The sequence below is a fragment of the Cellulomonas rhizosphaerae genome, assembly GCF_003470205.1.
Lineage (GTDB): Bacteria > Actinomycetota > Actinomycetes > Actinomycetales > Cellulomonadaceae > Cellulomonas > Cellulomonas rhizosphaerae.
Window position 1 is genome coordinate 1 of the sequence record NZ_QWKP01000153.1, and the last position, 17,106, is coordinate 17,106.

Annotated in this window: 17 protein-coding genes; 16 read left to right on the top strand and 1 reads right to left on the bottom strand. The window is 74.5% G+C overall.

Features of this window, described 5'->3' with window-relative positions; all coding sequences use genetic code 11:
* Positions 1-528 (top strand): C40 family peptidase (locus tag D1825_RS18705; protein ID WP_138067474.1); only part of this gene is annotated, 528 nt, incomplete at its 5' end.
* A 69-nt stretch (positions 529-597) separates the two neighbouring features.
* On the opposite strand, the gene D1825_RS05535 is transcribed toward D1825_RS18705, so the two are convergent.
* On the bottom strand, positions 598-1,092 hold the full coding sequence (locus tag D1825_RS05535) for an inorganic diphosphatase (RefSeq protein ID WP_118766451.1): 495 nt from the start codon (positions 1,090-1,092) through the stop codon (positions 598-600).
* A 177-nt stretch (positions 1,093-1,269) separates the two neighbouring features.
* Between D1825_RS05535 and dacB the strand changes: the two genes are divergently transcribed.
* The 15 genes from dacB to D1825_RS05610 all read left to right on the top strand — a co-directional run bounded on the left by dacB (position 1,270) and on the right by D1825_RS05610 (position 17,095).
* Positions 1,270-2,700: a D-alanyl-D-alanine carboxypeptidase/D-alanyl-D-alanine endopeptidase gene (gene dacB, locus D1825_RS05540; RefSeq protein ID WP_118766464.1), complete on the top strand. Its 1,431-nt coding sequence runs from the start codon at positions 1,270-1,272 to the stop codon at positions 2,698-2,700.
* A gap of 95 nt (positions 2,701-2,795) precedes the next feature.
* Positions 2,796-3,827, top strand: coding sequence for a zinc-dependent metalloprotease (locus D1825_RS05545; RefSeq protein ID WP_118766452.1), 1,032 nt, complete (start codon positions 2,796-2,798; stop codon positions 3,825-3,827).
* A gap of 4 nt (positions 3,828-3,831) precedes the next feature.
* Entirely contained in the window at positions 3,832-4,929 is a 1,098-nt protein-coding gene (tilS, locus tag D1825_RS05550; RefSeq protein ID WP_118766453.1) for a tRNA lysidine(34) synthetase TilS, read from the top strand.
* 2 nt (positions 4,930-4,931) lie between these two features.
* Positions 4,932-5,486, top strand: a complete 555-nt coding sequence (hpt, locus tag D1825_RS05555) for a hypoxanthine phosphoribosyltransferase (RefSeq protein WP_118766454.1) — start codon at positions 4,932-4,934, stop codon at positions 5,484-5,486.
* 119 nt (positions 5,487-5,605) lie between these two features.
* Positions 5,606-7,636 (top strand): ATP-dependent zinc metalloprotease FtsH, encoded by a 2,031-nt coding sequence (gene ftsH / locus D1825_RS05560; protein ID WP_118766455.1) that lies wholly within the window; start codon positions 5,606-5,608, stop codon positions 7,634-7,636.
* Positions 7,636-8,250, top strand: coding sequence for a GTP cyclohydrolase I FolE (gene folE / locus D1825_RS05565; RefSeq protein ID WP_118766456.1), 615 nt, complete (start codon positions 7,636-7,638; stop codon positions 8,248-8,250). Before ftsH ends, folE begins: the two co-directional genes overlap by 1 nt.
* A gap of 34 nt (positions 8,251-8,284) precedes the next feature.
* Positions 8,285-9,202, top strand: coding sequence for a dihydropteroate synthase (gene folP / locus D1825_RS05570; RefSeq protein WP_407643301.1), 918 nt, complete (start codon positions 8,285-8,287; stop codon positions 9,200-9,202).
* Complete coding sequence (gene folK, locus D1825_RS05575; protein ID WP_233549652.1) at positions 9,199-10,452, top strand: 2-amino-4-hydroxy-6-hydroxymethyldihydropteridine diphosphokinase; 1,254 nt, start codon at positions 9,199-9,201, stop codon at positions 10,450-10,452. Before folP ends, folK begins: the two co-directional genes overlap by 4 nt.
* A complete protein-coding gene (locus D1825_RS05580; RefSeq protein ID WP_233549653.1) occupies positions 10,449-10,922 on the top strand; it encodes a DUF3180 domain-containing protein in 474 nt (157 codons plus the stop codon). Before folK ends, D1825_RS05580 begins: the two co-directional genes overlap by 4 nt.
* 19 nt (positions 10,923-10,941) lie before the next feature.
* Positions 10,942-11,427, top strand: a complete 486-nt coding sequence (locus D1825_RS05585) for a PH domain-containing protein (RefSeq protein ID WP_118766459.1) — start codon at positions 10,942-10,944, stop codon at positions 11,425-11,427.
* The gene (locus D1825_RS05590) at positions 11,424-12,935 is read left to right on the top strand and encodes a PH domain-containing protein (protein WP_233549654.1); all 1,512 of its coding nucleotides are present in this window, start codon (positions 11,424-11,426) and stop codon (positions 12,933-12,935) included. Before D1825_RS05585 ends, D1825_RS05590 begins: the two co-directional genes overlap by 4 nt.
* Positions 12,932-13,942, top strand: coding sequence for a Rossmann-like and DUF2520 domain-containing protein (locus D1825_RS05595; RefSeq protein ID WP_118766460.1), 1,011 nt, complete (start codon positions 12,932-12,934; stop codon positions 13,940-13,942). The genes D1825_RS05590 and D1825_RS05595 overlap by 4 nt, the downstream gene beginning before the upstream one ends.
* On the top strand, positions 13,939-14,841 hold the full coding sequence (gene panC / locus D1825_RS05600; RefSeq protein WP_118766461.1) for a pantoate--beta-alanine ligase: 903 nt from the start codon (positions 13,939-13,941) through the stop codon (positions 14,839-14,841). The genes D1825_RS05595 and panC overlap by 4 nt, the downstream gene beginning before the upstream one ends.
* Complete coding sequence (panD, locus tag D1825_RS05605) at positions 14,838-15,353, top strand: aspartate 1-decarboxylase (protein ID WP_118766462.1); 516 nt, start codon at positions 14,838-14,840, stop codon at positions 15,351-15,353. The genes panC and panD overlap by 4 nt, the downstream gene beginning before the upstream one ends.
* Positions 15,350-17,095, top strand: coding sequence for an L-aspartate oxidase (locus D1825_RS05610; protein ID WP_407643302.1), 1,746 nt, complete (start codon positions 15,350-15,352; stop codon positions 17,093-17,095). Before panD ends, D1825_RS05610 begins: the two co-directional genes overlap by 4 nt.
* Positions 17,096-17,106: the final 11 nt, after the last annotated feature.

Consider the following 17,106-nt stretch of genomic DNA (forward strand, 5'->3'; position numbering starts at 1 on the left):
ACCACGCCGCCGACCGCCCCGAAGCCCACGTCGAGCCCCAAGCCGACGTCGAACCCGAGGCCGACGTCGCAGCCGACGCCCAAGCCCACGCCGAAGCCGACCCCGAAGCCGACGCCCACCAACGCCTACGGGCTGGGCACCGGGACGTCGAACGGGTCCGCGGCGCAGGGCAGGACGGCGCTGGCCGAGGCCAAGGACAAGATCGGCCTGCCGTACATCTGGGGCGGCACCGGCCCGAAGGGCTACGACTGCTCGGGCCTGACGATGACGTCGTGGAAGGTCGCCGGCGTCTACCTCAACCGCACGTCGCGCGACCAGTACAAGCAGGTGCTGAAGATCAGCTACGACAACCTGCGGGTGGGCGACCTGGTGTTCTGGTCCACGGACCCGAGCAACCCGAACTCGATCTACCACGTGGCCATGTGGGCGGGGAACGGCCAGATCATGGAGGCGCCGCGGCCGGGAGTCCCGCTGCGTGTCACCGCGATGCGCTGGGCGGGCACGATGCCGTACGCGGGCCGCCCCTGACCCTCTGAGGCACTGAACGACGAAGGCCGCCCTCCCGATCGGGATGGGCGGCCTTCGTCGTGCATCAGCTCAGTGGTTGTACCCGGAGTCGATCGCGCGCTGGCGGGAGCGCTCGATCTCGGCCTCGGCCTCGGCGCGACCCGTCCAGTGGGCGCCCTCGACCGACTTGCCCGGCTCGAGGTCCTTGTAGACCTCGAAGAAGTGCTGGATCTCCAGGCGGTGGAAGTCGGAGACGTCGTCGATGTCCTGGCGCCACGCGGCGCGCTGGTCGCCCGTCGGCACGCAGAGCACCTTGTCGTCGCCGCCGGCCTCGTCGCGCATGCGGAACATACCGAGCGCGCGGCAGCGGATGAGGCAGCCGGGGAACGTCGGCTCCTCGAGCAGGACCAGCGCGTCCAGCGGGTCGCCGTCCTCGCCGAGGGTGCCCTCGATGAAGCCGTAGTCGTCGGGGTAGCGCGTCGAGGTGAACAGCATCCGGTCCAGCCGGATGCGGCCGGTGGCGTGGTCCACCTCGTACTTGTTGCGCTGACCCTTGGGGATCTCGATCGTGACGTCGAACTCCACAGCTCTCCTCCACCGCGCTGTCGGCAGCTGCGGCGACCGGGTCCCGGTGCCTGTGCGACGCGCGACACATGTCGGCGTGACGGCGCGCCTGGGTGTCGGGGGCGCCTTTGTCTCGGACAGTAGTCTGACGCACCGCCGGGGGGATCGCTCCGGTGATCTGGACCGAGACGGGTGATCATGGCCACAGGAGCGCGTGTCGCGGGCACTTTCGCGCTCGTCGTCGTGCTCGCCGCGGGTGCGTACGTGACCGCGGATGCCCACGATGTGGTCCCCGGTCCGCTCACGCTGGCGCCCTCGCAGGCCCCGCCGCCGCCGTTCCCGACCGCGCCCGGTGCCGTCGAGGCCCCCGACGCGGCGGCCGCGCTGCCCGCGCTGGACCCCCAGACGCCCGTGCCGACCGCGAGCAAGATCCAGTCCCTGGTCGACGACCTCGCGTCCGACGAGCGCCTCGGCAAGGCCTCCCACGTCGGGGTCGTCGTGACCGACCGGCTCACGGGCGACGTGCTGGGCTCGCACCTGGCCACCGAGGGCCGTACGCCCGCCTCGACCGCCAAGCTCGTCACCGCGATCGCCGCGCTCGACACGCTGCCCATCGACACCACGCTGCCGACGCGCGTGGTCCGCGGCTCGGGGGACGACATCGTCCTGGTCGGCGGCGGCGACATGATGCTCGGCGCGGACAAGGGCGACGGCGACGCGGTGCTCGGCCACGCCGGCCTCGGCGACCTGGCCCGCGCGACCGCCGCCAAGCTCAAGCTCGCCGGCACGACGACGGTCCGGCTGCGGTTCGACGACACGCTCTTCTCAGGCCCGCGGCTGAGCCCCGGCTGGGACGCGAACGACATCGCGGCGGGCTACGTCGCTCCGGTGACCCCGCTCGCGGTGCAGATCGGCGTGACGCGCCCGTTCCGGGGGATCGAGGACTACCCGCCGCGCTACCCCGACCCGTCCTTCGAGGCGGCCAGGACGTTCGCGACGAGGCTCGCCGAGGCCGGCATCACGGTCGACGGGTCGCCGACGCGCGGCACCGCACCGGCCGGGGGGCTCGAGCTCGGCGTCGTGCACAGCGCTCCGCTCGACCAGATCGTGCACTTCTTCCTCGACACGTCCGACAACACGATCACCGAGGTGGTCTCGCGCCTCGTCGCGATCGCGGCCGACCTGCCGGGCAGCTTCGAGGGTGGGACGCAGGCCGTGCTGCGCGCGGTCGCGCTCGCGGGGGTCGACACGGCCGGGGCGCACCTGTCCGACGCGTCCGGGCTCGGGTACGACTCGAAGATCCCGCCCGCGATGCTCGCCGACCTGGTCCGGCTCTCGACGGACCCCGCCGAGCCCACGCTGCGCTCGGTCGCGATCGGCATGCCCATCGCGGGGCTCACCGGCACGCTGACCGACAGGTTCACGCAGTCGCCCGCGCGGGGTCTGCTGCGGGCCAAGACCGGCAGCCTCAAGTCGGTCACCGCGCTGTCCGGGACCGTCATGGACTCCGAGGGTCGCCAGCTGGTGTTCGCGGTGATCGCCGACGACACGGGCGCGATCGGCCAGTACGCGCCGCGGCAGGCGATCGACGCGTTCGCCAGCACCCTCGCCGGCTGCGGCTGCCGCTGACCCTCGCCGGGGGAGGAGTGCCGCCGGATGGTTCCGGATTGCGCGCTCGGCGCAACGCAGGGGCAAGCCGAGCCGCGGGGGTTAGCGTTCTTCGCATGGAGCAGCCGCCGGTCGACTGGGACGCCGCAGCGAGGGTCGCGGGACGGCTCGCGCCGCCCGGGCCGCGGGCGGACCGCGCCGAGCTCGAGGACCTCGTCGGGCAGCTCCGCGCAGTGGCCGGGCCGGCCGCCGAGCACATCGCGAGCAGCACCGGGCTGAGCCCCGCCGACGGCCGTGCGCCCGGCGACGTGTCGCGCGTGCTGGTCGTCGACCGGCCGGGCTGGGCCCGAGCGAACACCCAGATGTTCGCCGTCATGGCCGAGCCGCTGGCCGCCGTGGTCGGCGAGCACCGGTCGAGCGCCGCCTCACGGCTGGCCGCCGCGACCCAGGTGGGCGGCGTCCTCGCGCTGCTGGCCGGCAAGGTGCTCGGCCAGTTCGACCCGTTCACCGCGGCCGACGACGGCCGGGGTCGGCTGCTGCTCGTCGCGCCCAACATCCTGCACCTGGAGCGCACGCTCGGCGTCGAGCCCGCCGACTTCCGCCTCTGGGTGGCGCTGCACGAGCAGACCCACGCGCTGCAGTTCGCGCACGCGCCGTTCCTCGCCACGCACCTGCGTGAGCGGTCGGCCTCGCTGCTGGGCGACTTCACCGAGGAGCGTCGCAACGAGCTGGTCTCGTCGGTCGCGAACGTCGTGCGCGGCGGGTCGGTCATCGACGTCCTGACCGACGAGCAGCGGGCGATCTTCGAGGAGGTCGGCGCCGTGATGGCCCTGCTCGAGGGGCACGCGGACGTCGCGATGGACGAGGTCGGGCCGTCGGTCGTGCCGAGCGTCAAAGCCATCCGCCGCAAGTTCGAGGCCAAGCGGGACCAGGGCGCGTCCGCGGGCGGCGCTCCGCGCGTGCTGCGCCGGCTGCTCGGCCTCGACACCAAGCTCGCGCAGTACCGCGACGGTGCCGCGTTCGTGCGGGCCACCCGCAAGGACGTCGGTCAGGAGGGCTTCAACGCCGTGTGGGCGTCGGTCGAGAACCTGCCGAGCGCCGCCGAGATCGCCGACCCGCCCGCGTGGGTGCGTCGGGTGCACGGCTGAGCCGGTGAGCGGGCCGCACCTCGCGGTGGCCGCGGCGCGGTCGGCGGTGTCGTCCGCGACCGCCGACCTGCCGACCGGGTCGCTCGTGCTCGTCGCCTGCTCGGGCGGGACCGACTCGCTCGCGCTCGCGTCCGCCGCGGCGTTCGTCGCGCGGCGCGGCGAGCTGCGGGCCGGTGCGGTGGTCGTCGACCACGGGCTGCAGACCGGGTCCGACGAGGTCGCCGAGCGGGCTGCGGCCACCTGCCGGCGGCTCGGGCTCGCGCCCGTGCTCGTCGTGCGCGTGGCGGTCGACGCCGCGGGTGGCCCCGAGGCGGCCGCGCGGTCGGCGCGCTACGCCGCGCTCGAGGAGGCGGCGTCACGGGAGGGGGCCGCGGCCGTCCTGCTGGGCCACACGCTCGACGACCAGGCCGAGACCGTCCTGCTCGGGCTCGCGCGCGGCTCGGGCGCGCGGTCGCTCGCCGGGATGCCCGCGGCCCGCGGGGCGCTGCGGCGGCCGATCCTGGGGCTGCGCCGGGCGGACACCGCCGCGGCGTGCGAGGCGCAGGGCCTGGTCCCGTGGCACGACCCGACCAACGCCGGCCGTCCCGACGACCCGCTGCGCAGCCGGCTGCGCGCCGAGGTGATGCCGCTGCTGGACCGCGTGCTCGGCCCGGGCGTCCCCGAGGCGCTGACCCGCACCGCGGAGCAGCTCGCCGAGGACGCGGCGGCCCTCGACGCCCTCGCGGCGGACCTCCTCGCGACGGCCCGCCGCGCCGCCGACGCGAGCCGCAGCGCCGATCCGCGCCGGGCTGCCGACGAGGGCGTCGACCTCGACGTCGGGGTCCTCGCCGGGGCGCTCACCGCGGTGCGGAGACGGGCCCTGCGCGCCGCCGCCGTGGCCGCCGGGTCGCCCGCGGGGTCGATGCACCGCGTGCACGTGCTGGCCCTCGACGCGCTCGTCGCCGACTGGCACGGGCAGGGGGCCGTGGCGCTGCCGGGCGGGCTGGCGGGCGGGCGGGCGTATGGCACGCTAGTCATCGGCCCGCCGAGGTCATCGTCGGCCTCCTCGAAGGGCGCGGACGACGAGGGCGGAAGCCCCATCGAGCACACGAACGAGGAGTAGCTGTGGATCCTGCGGACATGGGCGACGACCTGGAGAAGGTCCTGCTCAGCGAGGAGCAGCTGCACACGCGGCTCGACGAGATCGCGGCACAGATCGACGCCGACTACGCCGGCAAGGACCTGCTGCTCGTCGGCGTCCTCAAGGGCGCGGTCATGGTCATGGCCGACCTGGCCCGCCGCCTGCACACCTCGGTCCAGATGGACTGGATGGCCGTCTCGTCGTACGGGTCGGGCACCAAGTCGTCGGGCGTGGTCCGGATCCTCAAGGACCTGGACGCGGACCTGACCGGGCGCCACGTGCTCGTCGTCGAGGACATCATCGACTCGGGCCTGACCCTGTCCTGGCTGCTGTCGAACCTGCGCAGCCGCGGCCCGGAGAGCGTCGAGATCGCGACCATGCTCCGCAAGCCCGAGGCCGCCAAGGTCGAGGTGGACGTCCGCTACGTCGGGTTCGACATCCCGCCGGAGTTCGTCGTCGGCTACGGCCTGGACTACGCCGAGAAGTACCGCAACCTGCCGTTCGTCGGCACGCTCGCGCCGCACGTCTACGGGGCCTGACGCCTGCTCGCGCTGGTCTGTGCCCTGGGCGAACAGCGGCCGGGACCGACAGGTTCACCGTGTAGTTTCGAGCCGACCAGCCCTGCGAACACAGGAGGAAGGGCTCGCCCCGACCGCCGATGAACCTCAAGCGCCTGACCCGTGGCCCCTTCCTCTGGGTGCTCCTCGCCGTCGTCCTGATCTGGATCGGCATGAGCACGCTGGCTTCTCCCAAGATCTCCAAGATCGACACCTCTGACGGCTTCGAGCTGCTCAAGGGAACAACGGTCGAGCAGGCCAAGATGACGGACGGCGACCAGCGGGTCGACCTCACGCTCACCAAGGACTTCGTCGTCGGCGACGACAACCTCGGCAAGCGCGTCTACTTCAGCTACACCCAGCCGCAGGGCGAGACGGTCGCCGAGGCGATCACCGCGGCCGACCCGCCCAAGGGCTACAACTCGGTCAACCCGCAGCCGTCGTGGTGGTCCGGGCTGCTCGGGATCGTCATCCCGTTCATCATCATCCTGGCCATCTTCTGGTTCCTGATGTCGAACATGCAGGGCGGCGGCTCGAAGGTGATGAGCTTCGGCAAGTCGCGCGCCAAGCTCGCCAACAAGGAGTCCCCGCAGGTCACGTTCGCGGACGTGGCCGGGGTCGACGAGGCCCTCGACGAGCTCCAGGAGATCAAGGAGTTCCTCGCGGAGCCCGCCAAGTTCCTGGCCGTCGGCGCGAAGATCCCCAAGGGCGTCCTGCTCTACGGCCCGCCGGGAACCGGCAAGACGCTGCTGGCCCGCGCGGTCGCCGGCGAGGCGGGCGTGCCGTTCTACTCGATCTCCGGCTCGGACTTCGTCGAGATGTTCGTCGGCGTCGGCGCCAGCCGCGTGCGTGACCTGTTCCAGCAGGCCAAGGAGAACAGCCCGGCGATCATCTTCGTCGACGAGATCGACGCGGTCGGCCGCCACCGTGGTGCAGGCCTGGGCGGCGGGCACGACGAGCGCGAGCAGACCCTCAACCAGATGCTGGTCGAGATGGACGGCTTCGACGTCAAGACGAACGTCATCCTCATCGCGGCGACCAACCGCCCCGACATCCTCGACCCCGCGCTGCTGCGCCCGGGCCGCTTCGACCGCCAGGTCGCCGTGGACCCGCCGGACCTCAAGGGCCGCGAGCGGATCCTCACCGTGCACGCCAAGGGCAAGCCCATGGCCCCGCACGTGGACCTGCTCGCCGTCGCGCGGCGCACGCCCGGCTTCACGGGTGCGGACCTGGCCAACGTGCTCAACGAGGCCGCGCTGCTCACCGCGCGCAACAACGCGCAGGTGATCGACGACAAGGCGCTCGACGAGGCCATCGACCGCGTCATCGCCGGGCCGCAGAAGCGCTCGCGCGCGATGAACATCAAGGAGCAGAAGATCACCGCGTACCACGAGGGCGGCCACGCCCTGGTGGCGGCGGCCCTGCGGTACACCGACCCGGTGACCAAGGTGACGATCCTGCCCCGCGGCCGCGCGCTCGGCTACACGATGGTCATGCCGCTCGAGGACAAGTACTCCACGACGCGCAACGAGCTGCTCGACACGCTCGCCTACGCGATGGGCGGCCGCGTCGCCGAGGAGCTCGTGTTCCACGACCCGACCACGGGCGCGAGCAACGACATCGAGAAGGCGACCGCCACGGCCCGCCGGATGGTCACGCAGTTCGGCATGAGCGCCCGCCTGGGTGCCATCCGCCTGGGCGCCGAGTCCTCCGAGATGTTCCTGGGCCGCGATGTGGGCCACCAGCGCGACTACTCCGAGGACGTCGCCGGGTCGATCGACCTCGAGGTGCGCGCGCTGATCGAGCGGGCGCACGACGAGGCGTGGGAGATCCTGGTCCAGTACCGGGACGTGCTCGACCACCTCGTGCTCGAGCTGCTCGAGAAGGAGACGCTCAACGCCGCCGAGCTCGCCGAGATCTTCGCCCCGGTCGTCAAGCGCGACGCCCGCACGGTGTGGCTCTCGAGCGACCAGCGCGCCGTCTCCGACCGTCCGCCGGTGCGGGGGCGCAACGAGAAGTCGCTGAGCAACGGCCACGCCGTCGTCCCCGAGGACGAGGCTGCGGCCGCTCACGAGGAGCACCCCGCGACCGAGGTCATCGAGGTCCCGCCGAGCCAGGGCCCGGACGCCTGATGGTCGACCCGGTGCACATCTCGTCGCCCACCTCGGGCAAGGCGGTCGGCGAGTACGACCAGCCGCGCGCCGAGGCAGCCATCCGCGAGCTGCTCATCGCGGTCGGGGAGGACCCCGAGCGCGAGGGCCTGCTGGAGACGCCGGCGCGCGTCGCGCGCGCCTACCGGGAGATCTTCGCGGGCCTCTACCAGGAGCCCGCGGACGTTCTGACGACCACCTTCGACCTCGGCCACGAGGAGATGGTGCTGGTCAAGGACATCGAGGTGTACTCCACGTGCGAGCACCACCTGGTGCCGTTCCACGGCGTCGCGCACGTCGGCTACATCCCCGGCGCGGACGGCCGCATCACGGGCCTGTCCAAGCTCGCGCGCCTCGTCGACGTCTACGCGCGCCGGCCGCAGGTGCAGGAGCGGCTCACGTCGCAGGTCGCCGATGCGATGGTCGAGATCCTCAAGCCTCGCGGCGTGCTCGTCGTGATCGAGTGCGAGCACCTGTGCATGTCGATGCGTGGTGTGCGCAAGCCGGGCTCTCGCACGGTGACGTCGGCGGTCCGCGGCCAGATGCGGGACGTCGCGACGCGCGCCGAGGCGATGAGCCTCGTCCTCGGTCGCTGACGCACCCCCGCCGCGCGGCCCTACGATCGCTCCCGTGAGTCCTCTGCGACCGCCCCGGCTACCGGAGCACCTGCGCACCGACCGCACCCTGGTGATGGGCGTGGTCAACGTGACGCCCGACTCGTTCTCCGACGGCGGCCGCTGGTACACGCCCGCCGCCGCGGTGGCCCACGGGCTCACCCTGCTCGAGCAGGGCGCCGACCTGCTCGACGTGGGCGGCGAGTCCACCCGGCCGGGCGCGCGCCGCGTGCCCGTCGCCGAGGAGCTGGACCGCGTCCTGCCGGTCGTCGAGGCCCTCGCCGCGCGGGGAGCCGCCGTCAGCGTCGACACCACGCGCGCGCAGGTCGCGCGGGCCGCGGTCGAGCGCGGGGCCGTGCTCGTCAACGACGTGTCCGGCGGCCTGGCCGACGACGAGATGGCGGGCGTGGTCGCGGCCACGGGCGTCACCTACGTCGCGATGCACTGGCGCGGCCACGCCGACGTGATGGACGACCTGGCCGAGTACGGCGACGTGGTGACCGACGTCCGCCGCGAGCTCGCCGAGCGCCGCGCCCACCTGCGCGCGGCCGGTGTGCACGACGACCAGGTGGTCCTCGACCCCGGGCTCGGGTTCGCCAAGCCGGGCGCTGCCAACTGGCCGCTGCTCGCGCGGCTGCCCGAGCTGGTCGCCGACGGCTTCCCCGTGCTGGTCGGGGCGAGCCGCAAGCGCTTCCTGGGCCACCTGCTCGCGGGCCCCGACGGCACCCCGGCGCCCCCGCTCGCGCGTGACGGCGCGACGGCCGCGATCAGCGCGCTCGCCGCGTCGCACGGCGCGTGGTGCGTCCGGGTCCATGATGTTCCCGCGTCGGCAGATGCCGTGCGGGTGGCGGCGGCGTGGCAGTCTGCACAGGTGCCGGGCGACGACGAGCTCGCCGTCGACGACGACGCGAGGACAGGAGGGACGGGCCGGTGAGCCAGTACGACGATGGGGCGGTGGTCGACGACCAGCGGCGCCGCCTGGACCAGATCCGGCTCACGGGCATCACGGCCACGGGGTACCACGGGGTCTTCGAGCACGAGCGCCGCGAGGGGCAGACGTTCGTCGCGGACGTCGTCGTGCACCTCGACACCCGCCGGGCCGCCGCGCGCGACGACCTGGCCCACACGCTCAACTACGGCGAGCTCGCGCTGCAGGTCTCGGCCGTGCTGAGCGGCGAGCCCGTCGACCTCATCGAGACCGTCGCCGAGCGGATCGCCGCGACCGTGCTCGCACACGCAATCGTGCAGGCCGTCGACGTCGCCGTGCACAAGCCGCAGGCCCCCATCGAGGTGCCGTTCGGCGACGTGGTCGTCGCCGTCCGCCGCGACCGCACCAAGCTGCCCGCCGCCGAGCCCTACGTCGCCCAGGCGCCCGCGCTCCCGGCCGCGGCCGTCCCGACGGCCACAGCCGCGCTGCCCGTGGCGCTCCCTGCCGCACCCAACCCGAGCGCCCCGGTCATGGTCGCCCCCGCCCCGACGGGCGCGCTGCCGACCGGCGTGACGCCGAGCAGCCCGTCGGGCCCCGTCGCCGCAACACCAGTCGCCCCGGGCCCCGCCGGCCCCAGCCCGGTCGACGGCGAGCTCGTCGTCGACGCGTTCGACCGCACCCCCGACGCGCCTGTCGACGTGGTCCTCGCGCTCGGCTCGAACCTCGGCGCCCCGCAGGACACGCTGCGCCGCGCGGTCGGCGACCTCGGCGCGATCCCGGGCGTGCAGGTCGTCGACGTCTCACCCCTGGCCCGGACGGCGCCCGTCGGCGGCCCCGAGCAGCCGGACTTCCTCAACGCGGTCGTCCTGGCCCGCACCTCGCTGTCCGCGCGTGACCTGCTGCGCGCGACGCAGTCGGTCGAGCAGGCGCACGGGCGCGAGCGCCACGAGCACTGGGGCCCGCGCACGCTGGACGTCGACATCATCGTCTATGGCGGGCTCACGGCCGTCTCGGACGACCTCGAGGTGCCGCACCCGCGGGCGCACGAGCGCGCGTTCGTGCTGCAGCCGTGGGCGCAGGTCGCCCCCGACGCGGTGCTGCCCGGCCTCGGCGGCGGCCCCGTCGCCGTGCTCGCAGCCACCGCCCCGGACCGCGAGGGCGTGCGCTGGCTCGCGCTCGACTGGCTGACGGCCCCCGTGCCCGCCGCCTCGCCCGATCCCGCCGGAGATCTCGGCGGCTCGGTGCAGCCGGCGTGATCAGCCGCACCCACTGGCGCCACCTGCTCGCGATCGCCCTCGGCATCGGGGCGATCACGTGGTGGCTCCTGACCTCCATCCGCGACCGCGGCGCGACGCTGCCCGACGTCTCGTGGCTCGTCGGGCCGGTCGAGCTGCTCATCGCGGGCGTCGTCCTCTCGATGGGCTGGGCCGTGCGGCAGTTCCTGCGCGGCAAGCGCCCGACGCTCGACCCGATCCGGGCCGCGCGCACGGCCGTGCTCGCGAAGGCCGCCGCGTACACGGGCGCGCTGCTCGTCGGCTGGTACGGCGGGCAGCTGGTGATCTGGCTCGGCGAGCTCGACCTGCCGGCCGGCGGCGAGCGCGCCTGGGCGAGCGGCGCCGCCGCGGCCGGAGCGCTCGCGCTGGCGATCGTCGGGCTCGTCGTCGAGGGGTTCTGCCGGATCCCGCCCGCGGAGCCCAAGACCGAGGTCGGACCGAGCGCCACGTAGCCGGTGCAAGGATGGGCGCATGAGCGAACCGTTCGACCCCGCGGACGTCACCTGGAGCCGCGTCTCGCCCCGCCTGGCCGCCGCGCGGATCACGACGACGTGCATCGTCTTCGCGCTGCCGATCGCGATCCTCGTCGTCATCGCGGTGCTGACGGGCGAGCTGTGGGTGTGGGTGTCCGCCGCGGTCCTCGCGCTGTTCGTCGGCTGGCTCGTGCTGCTGACGCGCCGCCAGGTGAGGGCGATCGGCTACGCCGAGCGCGCTGACGACCTGCTGGTCCGCAAGGGCCTGATGTTCCGCCAGCTCGTCGTGGTGCCCTACGGCCGCATGCAGTACGTCGACGTGACGGCCGGCCCGCTGGCGCGCAAGTTCGGCATCGCCTCGGTGCAGCTGCACACCGCGTCGCCCGCGACGACCGCCACGATCGACGGCCTCCCGCCGCACGAGGCCGCGCGCCTGCGCGAGCGGCTCGCGTCGCGAGGCGAGGCGAGGCTGGCGGGCCTGTGAAGGCCACCGACGAGGAGATCGCCGCGGAGACCGTCGACGCCACGGCCTGGCGCCGCATGCACCCGGTCACGCCCGCGATCAAGGGCTGGAAGGTGCTCGTCGCGGTCCTCGCGGTGTCCTGGTACCAGCTCGGTGAGAACCTGCGCGAGGTCGTGAGCCTGCGCGACGGGCACGTCTGGCTGTTCATCATCGGCGGGCTCGCGGTCGTCGCGCTCATCGGCTTCGGCTACTCGGCGCTGGCCTGGCGGGCCACCAGGTTCGCCGTGACCGACGACGCGGTCCACCTGCAGACCGGCGTCCTGTTCCGCCAGCAGCGCCAGGCCCGGCTCGACCGGCTCCAGGCGGTCGACGTCGTGCAGCCCCTGCTCGCGCGCCTCGTCGGCCTGTCCGAGCTCAAGCTCGAGGTCGCCGGCGGGTCCGGCTCGGCCGTGTCGCTCGCTTTCCTCAAGGAGGCCGACGCCGAGGCGCTGCGCACCGAGCTGCTCGCGCTGGCCGCGGGTCTACGCCGCCCGGCGGGGACGGAGCCGGCAGTCGCGGCTGCGCCCGTAGACCCCTACGCCAAGGGCGTCGACGCGCCCGCGCTCGACGACGCCACCTCCGTGACCACTCCGTTCGTCGACGCCCCCGAACGCCCGGTCTACGAGGTCCCCATGCCGCGCCTGCTGGTGGCGACGCTGCGCTCGGGTGCGATGGTCGCGCTGGTCGTCGTCGGGATCGCCGCCGTCGTGATCAGCGTGATCTCGCGCGACGTGGGTGCCGCGTTCGTGCTGGTCCCGGCGCTGCTGGCGTCGGGCGGCTTCATCTGGACCCGCGTCAACCAGGGCGCGAGCTTCCGCGCCGCGATCTCGCCCGACGGCATCCGGCTGCGCCACGGCCTCACCGAGTCCCGCGCGCAGACCGTCCCGCCCGGCCGCGTGCAGGCCATCCGCCTGAGCCAGAGCCCCTGGTGGCGCGGGCCGGACTGGTGGCGCGTCGAGATCAACGTCGCGGGCTACGGCCACGGCGAGGACCAGGCCCGCGAGACCGTGCTGCACCCGGTCGCGACGCTCGACGAGGCGATGGCGGCGGTCTGGCTCGTGCTGCCGGACCTCGGCGTCGAGGACCCGCAGGCGACGCTCGACGCCGCGCTGCACGGCCGCGACCAGGACGGCGGCTTCACGGGCGCGCCGCGATCGGCCCGCTGGGTCGACCCGATCGGCTGGCGCCGGCACGGCGTGCTGGTCACGCACCGCGCGCTGCTCGCGCGCTCGGGCCGGGTGTTCCGGCAGCTCGACATCGTGCCGCACGAGCGCACCCAGTCGCTCGGCCTGGCGCAGGGCCCGCTGCAGCGCCGGCTCGGCCTCGCGTCGTTCGTCGTGCACTCCACGCCCGGTCCCGTGAGCCCGTCGGTCGCGCACCTGGACCAGAAGGTCGCCGCCGCGCTGCTCGACGAGCAGTCCGCGCGAGCCCGCAGCGCGCGGGCCGCAGCCGCGCCCGAGCGGTGGATGACGACCGAGCCGCCCGCATGAGCGATCCGTCGCGCAGGCCGGGACGCCTCGGCGTGGGCGTCGTCGGGGCGGGCCGCGTGGGTGCCGTGCTCGGCAACGCGCTGCGTGCCGCGGGGCACCCCGTGGTCGCCGTGAGCGCGATCTCGCAGGCGTCGCTCGAGCGGGCCGAGTCGTTGCTGCCCGGTGTCCCGGTCGTCGACGTGCCCGAGGTCGTGCGCCGGTCCGAGCTCGTGCTGCTCGCGGTGCCCGACGACGCGCTGCCCGAGCTGGTCCAGGGCCTGGCCGACCTCGGCGCGTGGCAGCCCGGGCAGATTGTCGCGCACACGTCCGGTCGCTTCGGGACCGACGTGCTCGCGCCGGCGCGGCCCGCGGGCGTGATCCCGCTCGCGCTGCACCCCGCGATGACGTTCACCGGCACCTCGCTCGACCTGGCGCGGCTCGTCGGCGCGTCGTTCGCGGTGACCGCGCCGGCCCCGGTGCTGCCCATCGGGCAGGCTCTCGTGGTCGAGATCGGCGCCGAGCCGGTCGTCGTCGCCGAGGCGGACCGCGGGCTCTACCACGCGGCCCTCGCGCACGGCGCGAACCATCTGGTGGTCCTCGTCGCACAGGCCGCGCAGGCACTGGCCGCCGCGGGCGTCGACGACCCCGGCCGCATGCTCACGCCGCTGCTCGAGGCCGCCCTGGACGGGGCCCTGCGCGCCGAGACGACCGCGGCCGAGCGCGGCACCGGGGCGATCGGCTCGCTGACCGGCCCGGTCCGCCGCGGCGACGCGGGCACGGTGCGCGAGCACCAGGCTGCGCTGACCGCGTTCGCCGCCGCTACGGGTGCGATCGACGTGGTCACCGACTACCGTGCGCTGGCGCGCTCCGCCGCCGGTCGCGCGCTCGCCGCGGGACTCATCAGCGACGCGGCCGCGACCCAGGTGCTCGATGCGATCCACGACACCCCGGTCGCGGGCATGGAGCTGGGCGCGGGATCGTTGCAGGAAGTAGAGCAGCAGGAAGACGAGCAGGAGGACGACGCATGACCACCCGGACCACGACGCTCGCGCGCTCGCGCGACGAGCTCGCGGCTGCCCTCGTTGGGCAGGACCTGGCACCGACGCGCGGGCGGCCCTACCGCCGCGCCGTCGTCATGACGATGGGCGCCCTGCATGCCGGGCACCTCTCGCTCGTCGAGCAGGCCCGGGACCTGGCCGACACCGTGGTCGTGACGATCTTCGTGAACCCCCTGCAGTTCGCCCCGAGCGAGGACCTCGCGCGCTACCCGCGCGACCTCGACGCGGACCTCGACCTGCTCACCGCCCCCGGCCTGCTCGGCCCCGACGACGTGGTGTTCGCGCCCGACGTCGCGGTCATGTACCCCGGCGGCGACCCGGTCGTGCGCGTCACGGCGGGCGCGATCGGCGAGGTGCTCGAGGGTGCAGTGCGGCCCGGGCACCTCGACGGCGTCGTGACCGTGGTGCTCAAGCTGCTCCACCTCACGCAGCCCGACGTCGCGATCTTCGGGCGCAAGGACGCGCAGCAGCTCGCCGCGATCCGCCGGATGGCCCGCGACCTCGAGGTCGCGGTCGAGATCGTCGGTGCGCCCCTGGTGCGCGACGACGACGGGCTCGCGCTGTCGAGCCGCAACGCCTACCTGACGACCGCGCAGCGGGCCGACGCGCTCGCGCTGCCCGCGGCTCTGCAGGCAGGCGTGGCGGCGGCCGACGAGGGTGCCGACGCGGTCCGCGCCGCGGCGCGCGCCCGGCTCGTCGGGCTCGACGTGGACTACGTCGCGCTCGTCGACCCCGACACGTTCGACGAGGTCCCCGACGACCACACCGGCGAGGTGCTGCTGCTGCTCGCGGCCCGCGTCGGCACCACGCGACTGATCGACAACACCGCGCTCGTCCTGGGCGCGGACCGACGGGAGGAGCGCGCGTGACCACGCTGCAGCGCACCATGATGACCGGCAAGATCCACCGGGCCACCGTGACCCAGGCCGACCTGCACTACGTCGGCTCCGTCACGGTCGACGCCGACCTGCTCGCGGCGGCGGACCTGCTGCCCGGCCAGCAGGTCGACATCGTCGACGTGACCAACGGCGCCCGGCTGACGACCTACGCGATCGCGGGCGAGGCCGGCTCCGGCCAGATCTGCATCAACGGCGCGGCCGCCCACCTGGTCCACCCGGGCGACGTCGTCATCCTCATCGCCTACGGCCAGATGTCCGACGCCGAGGCGCGCACCTACGCGCCGCACGTCGTGCTCGTCGACTCCGAGAACCGGATCGTCGACCTGTCCGAGGACCCGGGCCAGGTGCCCGAGGAGTGGACCGCGCGGTCCGGGCTGGTGGCGAGCGGCGTCCCTTTCGCCGTGGGGCGTGACCTCGTGGACCACCCGCACGAGTTCGTCGCGCCGTCGTCGGCGGGTTCCGAGTCCGGCTCCGCTCGGTGAGCCACCCGCCCGTCTCCGCCGCTCCTGTGCTTGCTACGCGGCTCGCCGCGCCTGTGCTTGCTACGCGGCTCGCCGCGCCTGAGCCCGGCTGGACCGTCCAGGCCGACGCCGTCGTCGTCGGCTCCGGGATCGCCGGCCTGACCGCCGCGCTCGAGCTGCGCACCCGCGTGCCCCGCGTGCTGCTGGTCACCAAGGACACGCTCGCGTCCGGCTCGACCGTCTGGGCGCAGGGCGGGATCGCCGCGGCGCTCGACCCGTCGGACTCCCCGGCCGCGCACCTGCAGGACACCCTCGACGCCGGCGCGGGCCTGTGCGACCCGCGCGCGGTCGAGGTGCTGGTCACCGAGGGCCCGGCGCGCGTGCGCGAGCTGGTCGCGCGCGGCGCCGTGTTCGACACCTCGCCCGACGGCCGCATCTCGCTGACCCGTGAGGGCGGCCACCACGCCGACCGCATCGCTCACGCCGGCGGCGACGCGACCGGAGCCGAGATCTCCCGCGCGCTCGTCGCGCAGATCGAGGCCGTGCGCGACGACCCGGGCATCGAGGTCATCGAGCACGCCCTGGTGCTCGACGTCCTGACCGGCCCGCCCGGGCCCGACGGCCGGCCCGGCCCGGCGTGCGGCGTCACGCTGCACGTGATCGGCGAGGGGCAGCGCGACGGCGTCGGTGCTGCGCTCGGGCGCGCGGTCGTGCTCGCGACGGGCGGCATCGGCCAGGTGTTCCGCTCGTCGACCAACCCCGCGCAGGCCACGGGCGACGGCATCGCCGCGGCCCTGCGCGCGGGCGCGGTGCTCGGCGACGTGGAGTTCGTGCAGTTCCACCCCACCGTGCTGTGGCTCGGCTCGGGCGTGAAGGGGCAGCTCACGCTCGTCTCGGAGGCCGTCCGCGGTGAGGGCGCGCTGCTGCTCGACACCGACGGCGTGCGGTTCATGCCCGACGTGCACCCCATGGCCGAGCTCGCGCCGCGCGACGTGGTCGCGCACGCGATCGTCCGGCGCATGGCCGAGACGGGCTCGGACCACGTGTGGCTCGACACCCGGCACCTGGGTGCGGAGTTCCTGCGCAAGCGGTTCCCGACGATCCACGAGCGGCTGGCCGCGTCGGGCATCGACATGGCGACCGAGCTCATCCCGGTCGCCCCCGCGCAGCACTACCACTCGGGCGGGATCGTCGCGGACCTCGTCGGGCGGACGTCCATCACGGGGCTGTACGCGGTCGGCGAGGTGGCCTGCACGGGGGTGCACGGCGCCAACCGGCTCGCGTCGAACTCGCTGCTCGAGGGCCTCGTCTTCGCGACCCGCGCGGCCCGGCACATCGCGGCGAGGGTGGCCGACGGCTCGCTCCCGCAGCTGACGCCGACCCCGCGGCCGGGACCCGAGGCGCTCGTCGCCGCCGCGTCCCGCGCGCGCGTCCAGCGGATCGCGAGCGACGGGCCCGGCGTGCTCCGCTCGGGCGACGGCCTGCGCGGTGCGCTCGCGGCGCTCGACCGCGTGCCCACTGACGCGCACGACCGGCACGACGACGGCCGCCGCCTGGCCGCGCCGCAGGTCGCCGAGTGGGAGACGACGAACATCCACCAGGTCGCCACCGCCCTCACGTTCGCCGCCCTCGCCCGCGAGGAGAGCCGCGGCGGCCACTTCCGCACCGACTTCCCGACCCCGGTCGACTCCTGGCGCATCCGCCTGGACCTCTCCCTGGACCCGACGGGCCACCTCACCCCCCGCCGCACCCCCCTCGGCTGACCCACCCACCC

Bases quoted from the DNA above. Each gene is read 5' to 3' on its own strand.
- D1825_RS05595 (WP_118766460.1), top strand. From the start codon at position 12,932: ATGAGCGATCCGTCGCGCAGGCCGGGACGCCTCGGCGTGGGCGTCGTC.
- D1825_RS05545 (WP_118766452.1), top strand. From the start codon at position 2,796: ATGGAGCAGCCGCCGGTCGACTGGGACGCCGCAGCGAGGGTCGCGGGA.
- ftsH (WP_118766455.1), top strand. From the start codon at position 5,606: ATGAACCTCAAGCGCCTGACCCGTGGCCCCTTCCTCTGGGTGCTCCTC.
- dacB (WP_118766464.1), top strand. From the start codon at position 1,270: ATGGCCACAGGAGCGCGTGTCGCGGGCACTTTCGCGCTCGTCGTCGTG.
- folE (WP_118766456.1), top strand. From the start codon at position 7,636: ATGGTCGACCCGGTGCACATCTCGTCGCCCACCTCGGGCAAGGCGGTC.
- panC (WP_118766461.1), top strand. From the start codon at position 13,939: ATGACCACCCGGACCACGACGCTCGCGCGCTCGCGCGACGAGCTCGCG.
- D1825_RS05585 (WP_118766459.1), top strand. From the start codon at position 10,942: ATGAGCGAACCGTTCGACCCCGCGGACGTCACCTGGAGCCGCGTCTCG.